14 protein-coding genes are annotated in these 17,507 nt (G+C 26.8%); 9 read left to right on the plus strand and 5 right to left on the minus strand.

The window, feature by feature from the left end; translation table 11 throughout:
* Positions 1 to 40 precede the first annotated feature (40 nt).
* The 3 genes from KGF38_RS01305 to KGF38_RS01315 form a co-directional block, all read right to left on the minus strand.
* Positions 41 to 1,072, minus strand: coding sequence for a sensor histidine kinase (locus KGF38_RS01305; protein ID WP_227832111.1), 1,032 nt, complete (start codon positions 1,070 to 1,072; stop codon positions 41 to 43).
* Positions 1,062 to 1,748 carry a response regulator transcription factor gene (locus KGF38_RS01310; RefSeq protein WP_227832112.1) on the minus strand — a complete coding sequence of 229 codons (687 nt, stop codon included), beginning with the start codon at positions 1,746 to 1,748 and terminating at the stop codon, positions 1,062 to 1,064. Before KGF38_RS01310 ends, KGF38_RS01305 begins: the two co-directional genes overlap by 11 nt.
* A 158-nt stretch (positions 1,749 to 1,906) precedes the next feature.
* Positions 1,907 to 2,971 (minus strand): 4Fe-4S dicluster domain-containing protein, encoded by a 1,065-nt coding sequence (locus tag KGF38_RS01315; RefSeq protein WP_227832113.1) that lies wholly within the window; start codon positions 2,969 to 2,971, stop codon positions 1,907 to 1,909.
* Positions 2,972 to 3,263: 292 nt separating this feature from the next.
* Here KGF38_RS01315 and KGF38_RS01320 point away from each other — a divergent pair, with 292 nt between their 5' ends.
* From KGF38_RS01320 to KGF38_RS01340, 5 genes are all read left to right on the plus strand, one after another.
* Positions 3,264 to 3,911 (plus strand): TetR/AcrR family transcriptional regulator, encoded by a 648-nt coding sequence (locus tag KGF38_RS01320; RefSeq protein WP_167640349.1) that lies wholly within the window; start codon positions 3,264 to 3,266, stop codon positions 3,909 to 3,911.
* A 123-nt stretch (positions 3,912 to 4,034) separates the two neighbouring features.
* Positions 4,035 to 4,706: a response regulator transcription factor gene (locus KGF38_RS01325; protein WP_227832114.1), complete on the plus strand. Its 672-nt coding sequence runs from the start codon at positions 4,035 to 4,037 to the stop codon at positions 4,704 to 4,706.
* Position 4,707: 1 nt separating this feature from the next.
* Positions 4,708 to 5,616 carry a sensor histidine kinase gene (locus KGF38_RS01330; RefSeq protein WP_227832115.1) on the plus strand — a complete coding sequence of 303 codons (909 nt, stop codon included), beginning with the start codon at positions 4,708 to 4,710 and terminating at the stop codon, positions 5,614 to 5,616.
* Between the two features lie 77 nt (positions 5,617 to 5,693).
* The gene (locus KGF38_RS01335) at positions 5,694 to 6,380 is read left to right on the plus strand and encodes an ABC transporter ATP-binding protein (RefSeq protein ID WP_054270384.1); all 687 of its coding nucleotides are present in this window, start codon (positions 5,694 to 5,696) and stop codon (positions 6,378 to 6,380) included.
* A complete protein-coding gene (locus tag KGF38_RS01340; protein WP_074178189.1) occupies positions 6,377 to 8,932 on the plus strand; it encodes an ABC transporter permease in 2,556 nt (851 codons plus the stop codon). The genes KGF38_RS01335 and KGF38_RS01340 overlap by 4 nt, the downstream gene beginning before the upstream one ends.
* Before the next feature lie 173 nt (positions 8,933 to 9,105).
* Here the strand turns inward: KGF38_RS01340 and KGF38_RS01345 are convergent, their stop codons facing one another.
* Complete coding sequence (locus KGF38_RS01345; RefSeq protein WP_054270382.1) at positions 9,106 to 10,305, minus strand: coenzyme F420-0:L-glutamate ligase; 1,200 nt, start codon at positions 10,303 to 10,305, stop codon at positions 9,106 to 9,108.
* 118 nt (positions 10,306 to 10,423) lie between these two features.
* Here KGF38_RS01345 and KGF38_RS01350 point away from each other — a divergent pair, with 118 nt between their 5' ends.
* Together KGF38_RS01350 and KGF38_RS01355 are read left to right on the plus strand one after the other, a co-directional pair.
* On the plus strand, positions 10,424 to 11,311 hold the full coding sequence (locus KGF38_RS01350) for a LysR family transcriptional regulator (RefSeq protein ID WP_054270381.1): 888 nt from the start codon (positions 10,424 to 10,426) through the stop codon (positions 11,309 to 11,311).
* 189 nt (positions 11,312 to 11,500) lie between these two features.
* On the plus strand, positions 11,501 to 12,055 hold the full coding sequence (locus KGF38_RS01355) for a GNAT family N-acetyltransferase (protein ID WP_054270380.1): 555 nt from the start codon (positions 11,501 to 11,503) through the stop codon (positions 12,053 to 12,055).
* A gap of 121 nt (positions 12,056 to 12,176) precedes the next feature.
* Here the strand turns inward: KGF38_RS01355 and KGF38_RS01360 are convergent, their stop codons facing one another.
* Positions 12,177 to 13,037 (minus strand): YitT family protein, encoded by an 861-nt coding sequence (locus KGF38_RS01360; protein ID WP_054270379.1) that lies wholly within the window; start codon positions 13,035 to 13,037, stop codon positions 12,177 to 12,179.
* A gap of 573 nt (positions 13,038 to 13,610) precedes the next feature.
* Here KGF38_RS01360 and KGF38_RS01365 point away from each other — a divergent pair.
* Both KGF38_RS01365 and KGF38_RS01370 read left to right on the plus strand, forming a co-directional pair.
* Positions 13,611 to 14,834, plus strand: coding sequence for a sensor histidine kinase (locus KGF38_RS01365; RefSeq protein WP_227832116.1), 1,224 nt, complete (start codon positions 13,611 to 13,613; stop codon positions 14,832 to 14,834).
* A 190-nt stretch (positions 14,835 to 15,024) separates the two neighbouring features.
* Positions 15,025 to 17,502: an ABC transporter permease gene (locus KGF38_RS01370; RefSeq protein ID WP_227832117.1), complete on the plus strand. Its 2,478-nt coding sequence runs from the start codon at positions 15,025 to 15,027 to the stop codon at positions 17,500 to 17,502.
* Positions 17,503 to 17,507 lie beyond the last annotated feature (5 nt).

Here is a 17,507-nt window from a genome sequence, read left to right on the forward strand (position 1 = left end):
AAAATGTTGCAGAATTATCACAAATAAAATATTTAAAGAGCTATTTATTTGGTAAGAATATAGAAAATGTAGCCCCTTTTCCAATATCTGATGTAACTTTAATGTATCCACCTTGAAGAGATATAATTTTTCTTGAAAGATATAGACCTATTCCAATACCATCTATATCATGTACATCTTCCTCACGATAGAATCTTTTAAATATTTCTGCTTGATGACTTTCTGATATTCCTTTTCCATTATCAGTGATATCTATTTTGGTGTACATAACCCAACATTCTGTAGATACATGTATTTTCCCATTAGCATTCGTGTATTTTACTGCATTATCCAATATATTAAAAATAGCTTCAGAAGTCCATTTTTTATCATGAACTATATATAAATTAGGGTCACAATCGACTGTAACTTCAATGTTCTTTTTTTCAGCATCAAATAAAATTCCACTAAGTGCTATAGCAATTGTTTCATAAATTAAAGTTTTCTTTTTAGATAGTGTGATTATACCTGTTTCTAATCTAGATGTTTTCACCATAGACTGCATCAAAAAATCTAATTTATCTAATTGACCTTCCATATCCATCAAAAACTCATTTTGAATTTCTGTTTTAAATTTTTGATTGAGTAGAGTAGTATTAATCATCTTTAAATTTGCAATAGGAGTTTTAATTTGGTGAGATATATCAGAAACTAATTCTTGTAAGTTAGCTTTTTCCATTGCAACATTATGACGATTTTCTTGAATAACTTCATACATTCTAACTAATCTATGATTGATACGTGATAAAATAGTTTCTTCTTCTAATACAATTTCAATATTGTCTTCACTATTCATCATACTATCTAAAGTATGACATATTTCAGAACAAAACATAGTTATTTTTTTATGAAGTAAAAATACTATTAGGGCCATAAATCCACAAAGTATTATTGTATATATTAATAATAATACAACTAGTTTTATATCATCAATTATTACATAAATTACTATATTAAATAGAATGGCTGTAAAAATTAGACCAATGGCAATTGTTAAATAAATAGAGCTAAAAGAAAATTTTTTAAATTTCATTTCTTTCACCCAACCACATATACCCCATACCATATACTGTTTTAATATATTGAAAATTATCCTTTTCAATCTTACTTCTAATTCTACTTATAACAGATGTTAAAGTATGTTCATCTACAAAGTTAGCATCTATATCCCAGAGTTTTTCTAAAAGTATTTTTCTTGTTAATATGTTTTTAGGATTTTCAGTAAATAGCTTCAATGTACGAAATTCTAATGGAGTAAATATAATTTGATTTCCATTTATGTTGGCTGATAGCTCAGAAAAGTTAATTTCAAGATATCCATCATCATAGCAATCTTGTTTTGTTTTTATTGTAATATGATTTAAAAGAGCTTTTACTTTCTGCTTAAATACATTTATATTAAAGGGTTTTGTTATATAATCTAAAGCTCCAAGCTCATAACCTTTAATCATATCGTATTCCATATCATTAGCTGTTAAAAAAATTATTGGTATATCACAATTCATCTTAATTTCTTTACATAATTCAAATCCACTCTTATCTGGTAAATTAACATCTAAAATGATTAAGTCGAATTTATACTCCATAATAGACTTTAATGCAGAAATAGCTGTAAATTTTGAAGTAATCAAATATCCATCTTCTGTCAGGTTATATGACAGAGTTTTATTTAATATAGTATCATCTTCCACAACCAATATCTTTTCCATATATATACTCCTTTTATGTTTGACATTTTATAAGGTCAATTATAAATTTAAAATATTGCTGAATTGTTATAATCAAGAAAAAATCCTTCATAATCTATGTATTTAATAAAAAATCTGTCCTATAATTCATCATAGGACAGACTCTTGACTAAGTAGAACTATTTTAACCAAGAAGGGTTGCCAGGTACAAATATTCTTTTACCAAATTTTGAAGTATACTCATCTAAAGCTTTTTCAATAAGTTCATTATTACCCTTAAAAGAAGTGGTATTTTTTATAGTTTCAAGATTTTGGCTGAATGGGCAAGCAGATATACACATACCACAATCTGTACCTAAATATCTCCATTTAATATAACATGTTTCATGTTCAATTACCCAATTATACTTTCCATCATCACTAATCTTAATATCATTAGAAAGTGAGTGAGAAGGACAGTTAAAAGAACATTTTTTACAGACCTTGCAAAAATCTTCTAATCCAAAATCAACATATTCATCTTCTAAAAGTGGAATATCTGTAGTAACAACACCTAATCTAAGTCTAGAACCATAATCTTTATTTGTAAGAATAGCATTTCTTCCTATATCGCCCAGACCAGCATCACGAGCTATAAAAACAGGCATTACTAAATAGTTAGCATCCATATGATTTCTGGCATCATATCCTAAGTTTCTTATGTAGTAACTTAAAATCATTCCAACAATAGAAGCATCTACATAACACTTTGATGTTTCTATAACTTCACATATCATTGGTGCTCTATTTATCATTTCTTTATCCATTTCACATCCAAATACAATAGCATACTTGTGAGTCAGATTAACTTCTTCTCCATAATTTTCTTCATGTCTTCCCCTATTTGTATAAATATGATAGTCTTTTAATTTAGTTATACCAACTACAGAAGCACCATATTGCTTTGCAAAACCTTTTATTTTTTTTGTCATTGATTTTGCATCTACATCTACTTTTGTGTCAGAAACGTTTCCTTCACATAAGGACTTTATATCAGATAAAAAATCAAATGCACTACTTGCCATTGGAGAGTTTTCTTTGTTGTAAGTCATTGTTCCTTCGCTACATAAGTTTGGTCTGCTTCTTATACTATCATCAATTTCTTTTTTCTCAGGATTTTGCTTATAATAGTCATTATAAGCAGTACTATCCTTTTTATAATTTGCCCTTGCAAACATAGTATTTCTTTCATCAACCCTTTTCATCTCTATTCCCCCTAGTAAAAATATACTTAAAAAATATATCATTATTGTTGTATAATTTAATTATATAAGAACAACGTTGTATTTTCAATTTAAGTGTAGTTAAATTGAGAAATGTATAACTACATAATTAATTATAATATTTTTATAAGGAAATTATATTAATATTAAAAAAATTAGGAGCAAATACGTTTTGTTGTCTTTAAATGGAGTGTGTTGACATATTGTAAAGAATCTTATTATAATTAATGTACTAATGATTAGTATAAACTAATAAAGAAAGAAGTGAATTTATATGTCAAGAAATAAATACTCTGATAAAATAAAAAATCAGATACTAGAAGTCGCATGGAAAATATTTGAAGAGCAAGATTATGATGATGTAACTATGCAACAAATCGTTGATACTCTTGATATATCTAAAGAGGCTGTGTATTATCATTTTAAAGACAAGGAAATGTTATTTGAAGAAATAGTATTAAATAGTTTAAGAGTAGAAGTTGAAAATCTAAAGTCATTATTAAACAATCCTAAGTTAACTGTTAGAGAAAAAATATCTGAATTTATTTTATATATATCTAGTTCAGAAATAAGAAAAAAATTGATTGATTATATGTGCAGTCAAAAAAAACCAACTTTTTTTATAAAGAATATAAGAGCATCTACTATCGAAATAACTCCTTTATTATCTTGTCTAATAAAGCAAGGCATAGAAGAAGGTATTTTTAAAACAGATTATCCAGATGAAGTATCTGAAGTATTCATAATTTTAATTAATATTTGGCTAGACCCAATATTATTTAGAGATAGTACAGAAAAATATTTCAGGCGTATTGAATTTTTATCTGAATTTTTAAGTGCAAGTGGTGTACCTATTATAACTGATGATAATTTAGATTCAATCAAAATGTTTTATGAGGCATATTCTAAGAATGAAGAGTAAGTACAAGATATAAGACTGTAACTAGATTTGAAAAACAAATTTAATTACAGTCTTTTTAGTGAAATAAATATATATTAAAACTATAACAAGACAAAAATAATTAAAATTTAAAGGAGTGTAAAATTGAACTTATTAATTATTGAGGATGATATAAACTTAAACGAAGGCCTTTTTTATGCGTTTGAAAGTGATGGATTTAATGTATTTAAGGCTTACACAGTACAAGAAGGATTGCATGTATTTAATAATAAAAATATAGACCTTATAATTTTGGACTGTAATCTCCCAGATGGAAATGGATTTGATGTGTGTAAGTTAATAAAAGAAAAGTCAGATACACCAATTATAATGCTTACTGCAAGAGATTCAGAAATTGATGAGGTAAAAGGATTAGAAATAGGACTTGATGATTACATTACAAAACCATTCTCTTTATCTGTATTAAAGGCAAGAGTTAAAGTAGCAATAAGAAAAAAATTAAATAATAAAGTAATATATTCTAATGGAATAAAATTGGACCAAAACTTACTTAGAGTATATAAAAATGAAGAATGTTTAGAACTTAGCTCTGTAGAATATAAGCTTCTAAGTTACCTAATTGAAAATAAAGGTCAGATATTATTAAAGGAACAAATTTTGCATCATATTTGGGATAGTGAAGAAAATTATGTTGATGAGAATATTGTATCTGTAAATATAAGAAGACTTAGAATAAAAGTAGAAGATAATCCATCTAATCCAAAATATATAAAAACAGCTTATGGAATGGGGTATCTATGGAACGAGGTAGAATAAGATGTTGGTATTAGCTTTTATGATATGTATAGTAGCTATATGTATCATAATCACTAAAAAAAATCAAAATAGATATGATGAATTGAGCTTAATGTTAAATCAAATATTGGAAGGTAAAGAAGTTACTTATTCAGATACTAAAGATACAAGATTATCAAAAATTTCTCACCAAGTAAAAAAAGTTAAAGATATGATAGAAATAGAAGTAGAACAGTCAAAATTAGAAAAAGAAGCAATTAAAAGTTTAATCTCAAATATGTCACATCAATTAAAAACTCCACTTTCAAATATAACTATTTATTGCGAACTTCTGGAGAATATGAATATTTCTACATCACAGAAAAAGGAGTTTTTACAAAAGATGAAAAATGAAACCTTTAAGATTGATTGGTTATTACAATCTCTATTTAAGATGACTAAATTAGAAGATGGAGTCATTAATTTTGAGGTAGAGGAACTGTTAATAAAAGATACTATTCTGCAAAGTATTAGTACTGTTTTTAATAAAGCAGAGGCTAAAAATATAAGGATAAGTCTAGAACCATTTTCAGATGTAAAGCTAGTCCATAATAAAAAATGGACTATAGAAGCAATTGTAAATGTATTAGAAAATGCAATAAAATACTCACCATCAAATAGTGTAATTACTGTCTCTATAATAAAAATGGAATTGTATACTAAAATCACTATTAAAGATGAAGGAATAGGCATTGATAGTAAAGAGTTAAATGATATTTTTAAAAGGTTTTATAGAAGCAAGAATGTAGAAAATCAAAATGGAACAGGGATTGGTCTATATCTTGCAAGGTTAATTTTAGAAAAAGAAAATGGGAATATTATAGTAGAATCTAAGTTAGGAAATGGAAGTTGTTTTAGTATCTTCTTACAAAACTGTAAGAGTTTAAATTAACTTTGTAGGATGAGTGTAATTATCGTCATTTACAATATCTTATAAGAACATATATCTGTACTGAAAGGAGAAATTAAATGAGTATATTAATGACGAATAATTTAGTAAAACACTATGGAAAAGATGAGACTAAAGTCAAAGCTTTAAATGGAGTAAGCATAGAAATTGAACGAGCTACGTTTACTGCTATAGTTGGAACTTCTGGTTCTGGTAAAAGCACATTATTAAACATTATAGGTGGATTAGATAATCCAACATCAGGTGATGTAATAATTAAAGGAAAGAATATATCTAAAATAGGAAAAAAAGATTTAACAGTATTTAGAAGAAGAAATATAGGGTTTATATTTCAAAACTACAGTTTAATACCAGTACTGAACACTTATGATAATATAACTCTTCCTGTTACATTAGATAGAGGAAATAATGTAGACCATGAATATATTGAAATGTTGATGAATACATTGGGGATTTGGGATAAGCGTCTAAAGTTTCCAAATGAGCTTTCTGGTGGACAGCAACAAAGAGTAGCAATTGCTAGGGCTTTAGCAAATAAACCTGCACTTATATTAGCAGATGAACCAACTGGAAATCTTGATAGTAAAACCACAATGGAAGTAGTATGTTTATTAAAAGAAAGTAGTGCAAAATTTCATCAAACGATACTGATGGTAACACATAATGAAAATATAGCACAAGTATGTGATTCAATTATACATATTGAAGATGGAATTGTAGTAAATAATGGTGGTGGAGTACTATGATGTCTTTGATAAAGTTTGCAATTCAATATATTAAACATTATAAAAAACAATCTATATCTATATTTTTAAGCATAGTATTATCAGTAGCACTCTTGACAGGAATTGGTTCTCTAGTTCATAGTGCAAATAAAAGTGCAATCGAAAAAATAAGGGAAGATAGTGGAAATTATCATTTTTACTATAAAGTAAACGAGAAACAACTAAAAAAAATTAAAGAAAATAAAAAATCAAAAAAATACACTATAGATAAACTTGGAGTTACAAATGCTAAATCTCATATAGATGAACCTTTTATTATAGAATTTTTAAATGCAGATTCATCATACCTAGATATGACAGGTAGAAAATTATTGCAAGGAAGTCTTCCTAGTAAAGATGGAGAGATAGCTTTTGACACATATTCACTAAATAATTTAAATGTAAAAAAAGAGATTGGAACGACAATTAAATTAGATGGTAAAACTTATAAATTATGTGGTATTTTATCAAATCTTACAAATCCCAAAACTGATATGCAAGGATTTGTAAATGATTATTCACAACCTAAAGAAAATAATTCTTATTTAGTTTATGTAAAGTATGATGAAAATAAAAATATAAATAAGCAAAACTCTAAATTTATAAAAAAATTCAATATATCAAAAGAAAACGCTCGTGTAAATTGGCACTTATCAATTGAATTTGGAGTAAAGCCTCCAAAAGGCATAGAAAAATATAATATATTTGAGTTCTTAAAAAATCTAGAGCTAAATACAAATGCAATTATCTTACTTGTTGGAGTATTTGGCGCAGCAGCAGTATATAGTATTTTCCACGTTTCAATACTTCAGAGAATATCACAATATGGAGTTTTAGAAGTATTAGGTGCCAATAATAAACAACTCTTATTCTTACTATTTTTAGAGTTATTTTTACTTTTTATTATTGGATTTCCTATAGGTTGTATATTGGGTATTGGAGTAGCATCTACAATATATGAACGATTTCCACATATATTTTTGAGCAGTGATATTACTCCAGGAGCATTTTTTATAAGCGAAAAATCTATTTATTTGGGATTCTTATTTATTTTATTACTGTTAATTATAATTACTGTGCGTGTTGTACATCAATTAAATAAATATTCTAGTATAGAATCCATGAAAAATTTTAAGGTCACTAATAAGCAAAAAAGGACTCTAGAAAGTGTAAGACATTCTAATATGACAAAGGTACTATCTCATAAATACATGACTCAAAAAAAAGGAATGTTTGTGGGTATTTTATTTTCATTGTCACTTGGTGGGATTATTTTCCTATGTTCCAGTTACTCTATACAGCTTACTAAAAATAATAATGAACTCACAATGAAAGCTGATGATGGTTTAAATTCTGACTACCAAGTAACTATGCAAACAACAGATTTTGATATAGGTATACCTAAAGGTAAAATTTCAAGACTCAATGAGGTTGAGGGAGTATCACGAGTTTATCCAGTAAAGTATTTGTTTGGAGCTATACAAATTAAAGAAAAACAATTATTTTGGAAAAACTTCTTTAAACCTCTTGAGAAAGATTATAGAATAAAGAATTTTTTTAATGGTATTTGTACAAAACAAAGCGAAGGTGGATACCTTTTAAAAACCAATATATATGGATATAACAATGGAATGTTAGAAGGGCTAAATTCTTATGTCATAGATGGAAAAGTTAATCATGACGATATGGTCAAAAATAATAAAGTTATAGTTAGATTACCTATGGATGGGACTGGTATGTATGATGCAGTGGATATAAAACCAGGAAATACAATAAAGGTTAAAGTACCAAAAACAATGAAACCAACAGGTGAAATTGTTAAATTTAAAGAAGAAAATAAGGATGATTATGTAACAAAAGAATTTGTAGTTGCTGCTACTGTAAAACGTGTAATGGCTAATAACATATATTTTATTGGCGACTATGGTATGGATATAGTTATGACAAATGAACAAATGAAGAATAACTTTAATATTGAAAATTACAATTCAGTAAGTATAAAAAAGACAAAAGAAAGTAATAGCGTAGAGTTGTCTGAAAATATAAAAAGTGTTGTAAATAATATAAAGAGATGTATAGTAACAGACTATACCATAGCTATTGAAAAAAATAATACCTATTTAAATCAAAAACTTTTATTTATATATGGTATTGTATTTGTACTTCTAGCAATAAGTCTGTTTCATATTATCAATACAGTAAGTTACTTAGTTTTTTCAAGAAGACATGAATTTGGGATTTTAAGAGCTATGGGTATTACGGATAATAGGTTTTTACTTATGATGATGAGAGAAGGTTTCTTATATGGATTATATGCAAGTATTATAATGATAATTGGAAGTATTATTGGACAATTTATGATTTATTTTATGGTAAAACGCATATATTTATATATAAATCCAATCTTTGAAGTAAATGCACCTCTCTATATAGGCATGATTGTTTTAAATATTATTATCAGCATCGTTGCAGTTATTATTCCAGTAAAGCAAATTTTAAAAAATGATATTATATCAGAAATAAGCAAGAGCTAGAATTGTATAAATCTAAATAAGAATGTTTATATAATCTAAAAATGCCTTAGAGTTAGTCATTTCTAGAGCCATTAAATAAACCTCTTAATTGATACATAGAAAAATGTATCAATTAAGAGGTTTTAATAAATTTTAAATTTAATATAGAGAAATAAAATCCTCTTTTAAAAAAATTATTTTGTATAATTGTCAAAGTATCCTTGTATGTAAATAATAGGAGTACCTTTATCTCCACTTCCAGATGTTAAATCTGCTAAAGAACCTATAAGGTCTGTTAATCTTCTTGGAGTAGTACCTTGAGAAACCATATTTCCTGTTAAATCATCAGATTTATTATCTTTTTCAACTATGTATTTAGAAATAGCTTCTTTTAATTCATCACCAGATAAGTCAGCAAAATCATTATCTGCTAAATATTTTAATTTCACTTCATTTGGAGTTCCTTCTAAACCTTTTGTATAAGCAGGAGATACTACTGGGTCAGCTAACTCCCATATTTTCCCTACAGGGTCTTTAAAAGCTCCATCTCCATAAACCATTACTTCTACATTTTTACCTGTGATTTCTTTTATGTCACCTTGAATTTTGTTTACAACCTCATCACAATTTATAGGGAATAATTTTACTGTTTCTTCTGTAGCTTTGTTTGAACCTAAAAGTCCGTATTGGTCATTATACCCACTACCATCTACACTTGATGTCATTATATCATCAAGAGAATACACTTTTTTAGCACCATTTTGCTTTAAAATTCTCTTTGTTCTTTGTCTTGTATGTATATCACAAGTTAAAATACTTGTTGTATAGTCAAGAATAGTTTTTGGATTATTGGCAAATATAATTTCTACTTCTGCACCACAATCTTTAATTAAATTCTTATAATAATCAACATAATCTACGCCAGTAAATGTATGTTTGTTATATCCAAATAACTCTCTATATTTTTCCTCTGTTAAAACATCTGACCAAGGATTTATTCCTTTATCATCAAGTTCATCAATACTTATTAAATGGTTTCCAACTTCATCAGAAGGGTAGCTTAACATTAATACAACTTTTCTACATCCTTTTGCAATTCCTTTTAAACATATTGCAAAACGGTTTCTACTTAAAATCGGGAATATAACACCAACAGTATCATCTCCAAATTTATCTTTTACATCTGTCGCAATATTATCAACATGAGCATAATTTCCTTGTGCTCTAGCTACAACAGCTTCTGTAACTGCAATTACATCTTTGTCTCTAACTTCAAAGTTTTCACTTTTTGACGCATTTAAAACAGAATCAACAACTATTTTGACTAAGTCATCTCCTTGTCTTATAATAGGTGCTCTAACCCCTCTTGAAACAGTCCCAACTAATCTATTCATTATTCAAAATCCTCCTAAAGAATTAATATTGTCATATTAGTACCATGTATATTATAATTCAAATATGATTATAAGTAAAATAAATAATACTAATATTTGACATAAGGAGTAATTATATATGAATATAAAACTTGAACTATATAGGATTTTTAATGCAGTTGCAAGTAATAAGAGTTTTTCTCTTGCTGCCAAAGAATTATTTATGTCACAGCCAGCTGTAAGCCAGTCAATAAAACAATTAGAAGAACAATTGGACACTATACTGTTTTATAGAAATAATAAAGGTGTAAAATTAACACCAGAGGGAAAGATTTTAAGTGAACATGTAACTACTGCATTAAAGCTAATAGCATCTGGAGAAGATAGAATAAATAAATTTAAAAAATTAGAATATGGTTCTTTAAAAATAGGAGTAGGAGATACTGCTGCACGTTTTTTCTTATTAAAGTATTTAGAAATCTTTCATAAGAAGTATCCACATATACATGTATCTACAATAAATAGAACGAGTAGAGAACTTATATCCTTACTTAAAGATGGAAATATAGATATAGCAATTATAAATATGCCAATAGAAGATGATTCACTAAATATTGTTGAGTGTATTGAAATACATGATATATTTGTATGTGCAGATGATTACATAGAATATAAAGGTAAAAAAATATCCTTAGAAGAATTAAATACATTGCCTTTGATAATGTTGGAAAATAAAGCAAATTCAAGGTTGTATGTAAATGAATATTTTTTATCAAAAGGTATAAAACTAAACCCAGATATAGAATTGGGTTCTCATGAATTACTTTTAGAATTTGCGTACATAAATCTTGGCGTATCTTGTGTTATAGAAGAATTCAGTATAGATTATTTGGAAAGCGAAAAATTATTTAAATTGGATATAAAAGAGCCAATACCTAAGAGAAGTATAGGGTACTGTCACTTAAAGGATATCTCCTTGTCTTTAGCAACGAAAGAATTTTTAAGTATGATTTCAAATAATATGTAATTTAGAATGTATATAACAAGTGTGTTGATATACAAAGTGGATACAAGTTTGTACGTTTGAAAGATTCATATAATAAGCTAGTTTTTATTAAAAATAGAAATAAGGTTAATTTGAGAACATTTATATAATTAATATCGTATTTTAAATATGAACAGTATATTTAGATTAATGTATAAAGGGGGATTAGAAATGTCTGATTCTGGATATCCTCAAATGAAAACCTTAGAAACTAGAAACTGTATACTAAGACCTGCATCCTTAGAGGATGTTGAAGATTTTTTTGATTGTTATAAAAATAAAGTAGTAGTAAAGCATTTACCATTTAGTGAACACAAATCTTTAGAAGATACAAGAAAGTTTATAAAATCTTTTTTTCTAAATCCTTATAAAAAAGGAAAGATTGGTCATTTTGCTATAGTATATAAAAAAGACAATAAAGTTATTGGAAATATGGGGTTTAATAATATAAATCCCAAAGCATTGGAAGCAGAAATAGGTATATGTATCAACCCAAACTATTGGGGACATGATTTTGCTACTGAGATAACTAAAAGAGTAATACAGTATGGGTTTAGAGAATTAAACTTAAATAAAATCATTGCTATAACATATGAAGAAAATCAGAATTCTACAAAATCATTAGATTTGCTAGGATTTAAATGTATGGGAAAACATATTAAGAAAATTCATGCTGGTAGTATTGTAAAAAATGTTCCTTGTTATCAATATGAATTGAGAAAATAATAGATATAAGTATTTAATATACTAATAAAGTTTAAACAAAAAGGACATGAGACTTTCAGACTCATGCCCTTTTATATAAAATTCTTATTAAGCAAAATTAATTAAAGTATTAACTTTATAATTAATTTTCTAATTTTTTAAACCCTTCTCCAAGAACTTCATGTACATCTGTAACTATAACAAATGCAGTAGGGTCAGTTCTTTTAACCAATCTCTTTAGATAAAGCTCTTGTTTTTTAGAAACTACAACTAATAAGACCTCTTTATTTTCTCTAGTATATCCACCCTTACCATCTAGAATAGTAAGACCTCTATCAAGTTCTTCAGTTATAGCTTTTCTTAAATTTTCTGGCTCATCAGAAATAATAAAAAATGCTTTTGAATGGTCAAATCCTTCTATTATCATGTCTGCTATTTTTATTAATATACAAAGTGCTATACCAGAGTAAAGAGCAGTTTCTAAACTACGATTTACTATACCAGAAGATATAACAACCATTCCATCTAAACATGACATGAATTTTGTAGCTTTTATTCCTGGGAATTTTTTACTAAGTATGAGTGCAATTAAATCTGTTCCCCCAGTAGAAGCATCTGACTTAAACATTATTCCTAAACCAATACCAACTAATATTCCACCTGCAATAGCAGATAATAGTAAGTCATCAGTAAATCTTAATTTTGATAATGGGTCTGTTAATTGGACTATAGCAGAAAACACGATTGTACCAAATAACGTTTTTAATGAATTTTTTGTTCCCATAATTCTAAAAGCAAGTATTACTAATGGTATACCTATAATTAACATGATGGCTGATACTGGAAGTCCTGTAACTTTGTTTAATACTAATGATAGACCACTAAGCCCACCTGGAGCAATTGTATGTGGTTTTAAAAACATATTTATACCAATACTCATTGATATACAACCAAAAAATAGACCAAACATCTCAAGTAAAATTGGCGACTTTTGTTTTTTCATATAAACACCTCCATGAACTTGTCACAATTTAATATTATAACATATTTGACCAATTTATATTATATAAATTTTTCTTGATATAAGTAATTTCAAGTGTTTCATTATTCTTAATATTTGTGAATTTTATATAGTGTTTTAATATTTTTACTAATATTGTTATTTATCTATGAAAGTTTTATATGTTATAATTTTTTAGTTCTTTTATAAAGTATCCCCTATAAAGATAGTTATATGAAGAATTTCTTTATATTGTTTAATATGCTGAGATACTTTTATTTAAATTTATTGAAGACAATAACTATCTTGATAACATAAAGTAATATAAATATAATTTATATAGATAGTTATATTTTTAAATCAAAATACAAGCTTAAGAAAAGAGTTGATTAAATGCGTAAACCTAGTTACAAGACAATACTCCATTCATACCTTATTTTTTTCGTAATTTTTCTTTGTTTAATTTTTATTGTAATAGGCATTTTCTTATCCCTTATTACTATTCAACAGCCAAATGGGAAGTATGTACATAGTGATTGGGCTAAAAAATTTACTGAAGATTTTAATGAACAAATAATGTTTATAGATAATAAACCACAAATAAAAGAATATGGTTTAGAAAAACTTCAAGAAAACAAATTGTGGTTGCAAATTTTAGATTCTAATGGAAATATAGTTTATGGATTTTCGGAACCCAAAGACCATAAAAATTACTATTCTAATTCTGAATTGTTAGCATTAGTTGAGCAAAATAATTCTAGTGATGGCACTACATACTTTAATACTATTACAAATAACAAAAATGATTTTATTTATATTATACATTTTCCATTAAATATATCTAAAGTAAATATGTTTTTTGATGGTAATAAATTTATAGGTGGAAAGTCAATTATATTTTCAATTATAGTAATTATATTTTTAATAATTTTGATTTTTGGAGTCATTTATAGTTACTGGGTAACAAAGTGTATTTCCAATATTACAATTGCTGTTAGTGATGTTTCAAAAAGAAGCTATCTACCAATTAAGATTAAAGGAGTTTTTGCTGATGTTTATAATAGTTTAAATCTTCTGAGTGAAGAAATTCATAAAAGTGACGAGATACAAAAGAAAACTGATATTATGCGAGAAGAATGGATTTCAAATATAACCCATGATTTAAAAACTCCACTTTCACCAATAAAAGGATACGCAGAACTCCTTGCAGATAACAGTATTACTCATTCATCCGAAAAGATACATAAATACGCTTCAATCATGTTAAAAAATATAGAATATACAAATAAACTTATAAGCGATTTAAAGTTAACCTATCAATTACAAAATGGAACTATTCCTTTAAATAAGAAAAATGATGATTTAGTAAGGTTTTTGAAGGAATTGGCCATTGATATTTTAAACTACCCAGAGTATGAGTTAAATATAATTGAATTTAAAAATGATACAGACATTATTAACTTTAGTTTTGATTATACACTATTAAAACGTGCTTTTAGTAATCTTATCATTAATGCTTTTACATATGGAAATAAGGATACCAAAGTTGTTGTGAATATAGCGTTGAATGAACAAATTGAAATTACTATTTCAGATAATGGAAAAGGGATTACAAGAGAAGAAGTGTCAAATTTATTTAATCGTTATTATAGAGGAACCACGCAAAAGCAAAGAAAAAATGGAACTGGCTTAGGATTAGCAATAACAAAGCAAATCATTGAAATTCATAAAGGAGATATATCTATTGAAAGTGAATTGGGTCTAGGCAGTTCATTTCATATCTGCTTTCCACTTAATTAAGGTTAATTAAGGTTAATTAAAAAATATATTAAGATTGGTAGATTATTATGTTTATATAATAGTTTATCAATCTTTTTTATTTAGGATTTTGTTTAGTTGAAAACAGAATAAAAAGTTGTATTAGAGATTCTACATAGATTGGATTAAATCTAAGTCTAGGTTAAATTTAATTAAGGAAGTAGGTGTAAATTTGAAGATTATATTAAAGTATATTTTAACAAATGTTAGAGAAAGAAAAATTAGGACAACAGTTATGTTATTGTCCATAGTTTTATCGACAGTTTTACTTTTTGTTTCGTTCTCGATTGGATTATCTTACGAAAGTGCACAGAGAAAGATGGCAAGAGGTATGTTTGGTAGTGCAACTATATCTATCCAAAATAAAAATCCAGATATGTTAACTAGTCTAGAAGATATTCCTAATCTAAATTCTATAAAATCAAAGGCTGGGATATTAGAAAGTTCTGCTATTTATCATAAGGATGGATATTATGAATCATTCAGTCTTATATCAGCAGACTTAAATCAACTGAATAAAATCAACAAACCACGATTGGAAAATGGGAATAGTATTACTGATTTTTCTGGTGATAAGATTATTCTTCCCAACAGTTTTACATCAAAATATAAAATAAAAAAAGGTGATTCTATTACTTTACAAATCTATGGGAAGCCCTATACTTTTGAAGTTAGTGATATTGCTTCATATGATACAGTATTTTTGAGACATACAAGAGGTGTAAATGCACTATTACCTAAAGAAACTCTATCTAAAATATTAAATAAAGTAAATGGATATACAAGAGTTCTTATCGAATCAAAAGGAGAAAAGACAGAAAGTCTAGTAAGTAAATTGTCTGAAGAACTTCCAACTGAAAAATACAAGGTATCAAGTACCATAAATGAAAGTAAGATAGTTGCAGATGCTAGACAAAAAACAATGCCTTTCTTCTTAATAAGCTTTTTCGCATTAACTCTTAGTATATTTATCATATACAGTAGTTATAAAGTGATTACACTAGAACGCATTCCATTTATTGGTACTTTTAGAAGTGTTGGAGCTAATGAAAAAACTGTAACTTATATTTTAATGTTTGAAAGTTTGCTATATGGAAGTATTGGAGGAATGATTGCTATTCCTATTGGTATAGTTGTTTTAAATATTATGCTACATGGACTTGGAAATTCTCTTGAACAAGGAATATCAATTCCAACAGTAATATCTCCTCTTGGGGTGATTATCTCTGTTATAGTAGCAATAATTGTTTCTTTATTTAGTGCATATATACCTGTTAAAAAAGCTAGTCATTTACCTATTAAAAATGTCGTATTAGGAACTGTAGAAGAAAAGAATGTTTCAAATCGTCATATACTTTTTATAGGCACTATTATACTTATTTTGTCTATTCTACTACCAAGAATATCACCTGAAAATACACTGTATTTAGCTGGTGGATTTTCATTACTGGGATTAATCGTATCTACTATTGTGTTAATACCTCCTTTTACTGATACCATGTCTACAATTTTTGAGTTTGTTTATGAAAAGATTTTAGGTAATGAGGGGAAATTAGCTGCTAGAAATATGAAAAATAACAAAAATATTACACAGAATATTACGTTATTATTTATAAGTATTTCTGCAGTGATTGTAATAAGTGTTGTTGGCAGTTTTGTCAAAACTTATGTAGGTGATGTATTTCGTGATGCAGAACTACAAGGTTTTGCAGATGGAAAGATGGATGAAGAGTTTATTGAAGATGTTAGACATATAAGTGGAATTAAAAATATTTTACCTATTTATGTTATGAATAATAAGATTTGTGGTAACAATACAACATTTTCAAGACTAGAAGCCACAGATAATTTAAAATTGTATAGTTCTATGCTTGCAATCAATTATACAAATTCTGATATGAAAAAACAAGTAATTGAATCTTTTGAAGATAAGCGTTCTGTTATTTTGAATGAAGATACTTTAAAAAAACTAGGTTTATCTATAGGAGATACAGTAACTTTATCTAATAATAAATATGAATTTTCTTATAGTATAGTAGGTAGTTTTAAATCTCGTGCAAGTGATGTAGAAGCTGTTATACCATCACATTATGCTGTTAGCGATTTTGATGAAACTAATTATGGTCTTTTAACATATACAGCAGTTAATCCAGATGCTGTTATGATTCAGATAAGAGACCTATTTAAAGATACATCTAACTGGAGCCGTACAGTTAAAGAATTTAATAATGATGCTTTAAAAACTATAAATAGTTTTTTATCTCCTATGAATAAAATGACCTATTTCATTTTTATTCTTGCTACAGTTGGGATTATCAATAACCTAATAATTAATTATATTCAAAAAAGACGTTCTATAGCTATGTATAAATCGGTAGGGCAAAGCAATAAACAAAATGTAAAAATGACATTGATTGAAGGTTTTACCTCAGGTTTGCTCGGTTCTATTATTGGAATTGTAATATCTATAATGGAAATTCAAACTATATTCATAGTTGCAGGACCAAAGATTTCAATGTCACCAGAATTGGATTTTAAAACATTCATTATTGTAGGATTATTGGGAATTGTAGTAACTTTAATAGGTTCAATAGTCCCAATTGTAAAAAGTAAGAAAATGAATCTAGTAGAAGAAATTAAATTTGAATAATAATG

This window comes from Clostridioides sp. ZZV14-6387 (assembly GCF_020657835.1).
In the GTDB taxonomy this organism is placed as follows: Bacteria; Bacillota; Clostridia; order Peptostreptococcales; family Peptostreptococcaceae; genus Clostridioides; species Clostridioides difficile_A.

Coding starts and splice junctions, on each gene's coding strand:
- KGF38_RS01305 (WP_227832111.1), bottom strand. CDS start 1,072: ATGAAATTTAAAAAATTTTCTTTTAGCTCTATTTATTTAACAATTGCC.
- KGF38_RS01310 (WP_227832112.1), bottom strand. CDS start 1,748: ATGGAAAAGATATTGGTTGTGGAAGATGATACTATATTAAATAAAACT.
- KGF38_RS01315 (WP_227832113.1), bottom strand. CDS start 2,971: ATGAAAAGGGTTGATGAAAGAAATACTATGTTTGCAAGGGCAAATTAT.
- KGF38_RS01320 (WP_167640349.1), top strand. CDS start 3,264: ATGTCAAGAAATAAATACTCTGATAAAATAAAAAATCAGATACTAGAA.
- KGF38_RS01330 (WP_227832115.1), top strand. CDS start 4,708: ATGTTGGTATTAGCTTTTATGATATGTATAGTAGCTATATGTATCATA.
- KGF38_RS01335 (WP_054270384.1), top strand. CDS start 5,694: ATGAGTATATTAATGACGAATAATTTAGTAAAACACTATGGAAAAGAT.
- KGF38_RS01340 (WP_074178189.1), top strand. CDS start 6,377: ATGATGTCTTTGATAAAGTTTGCAATTCAATATATTAAACATTATAAA.
- KGF38_RS01345 (WP_054270382.1), bottom strand. CDS start 10,305: ATGAATAGATTAGTTGGGACTGTTTCAAGAGGGGTTAGAGCACCTATT.
- KGF38_RS01350 (WP_054270381.1), top strand. CDS start 10,424: ATGAATATAAAACTTGAACTATATAGGATTTTTAATGCAGTTGCAAGT.
- KGF38_RS01355 (WP_054270380.1), top strand. CDS start 11,501: ATGTCTGATTCTGGATATCCTCAAATGAAAACCTTAGAAACTAGAAAC.
- KGF38_RS01360 (WP_054270379.1), bottom strand. CDS start 13,037: ATGAAAAAACAAAAGTCGCCAATTTTACTTGAGATGTTTGGTCTATTT.
- KGF38_RS01365 (WP_227832116.1), top strand. CDS start 13,611: ATGTTTATAGATAATAAACCACAAATAAAAGAATATGGTTTAGAAAAA.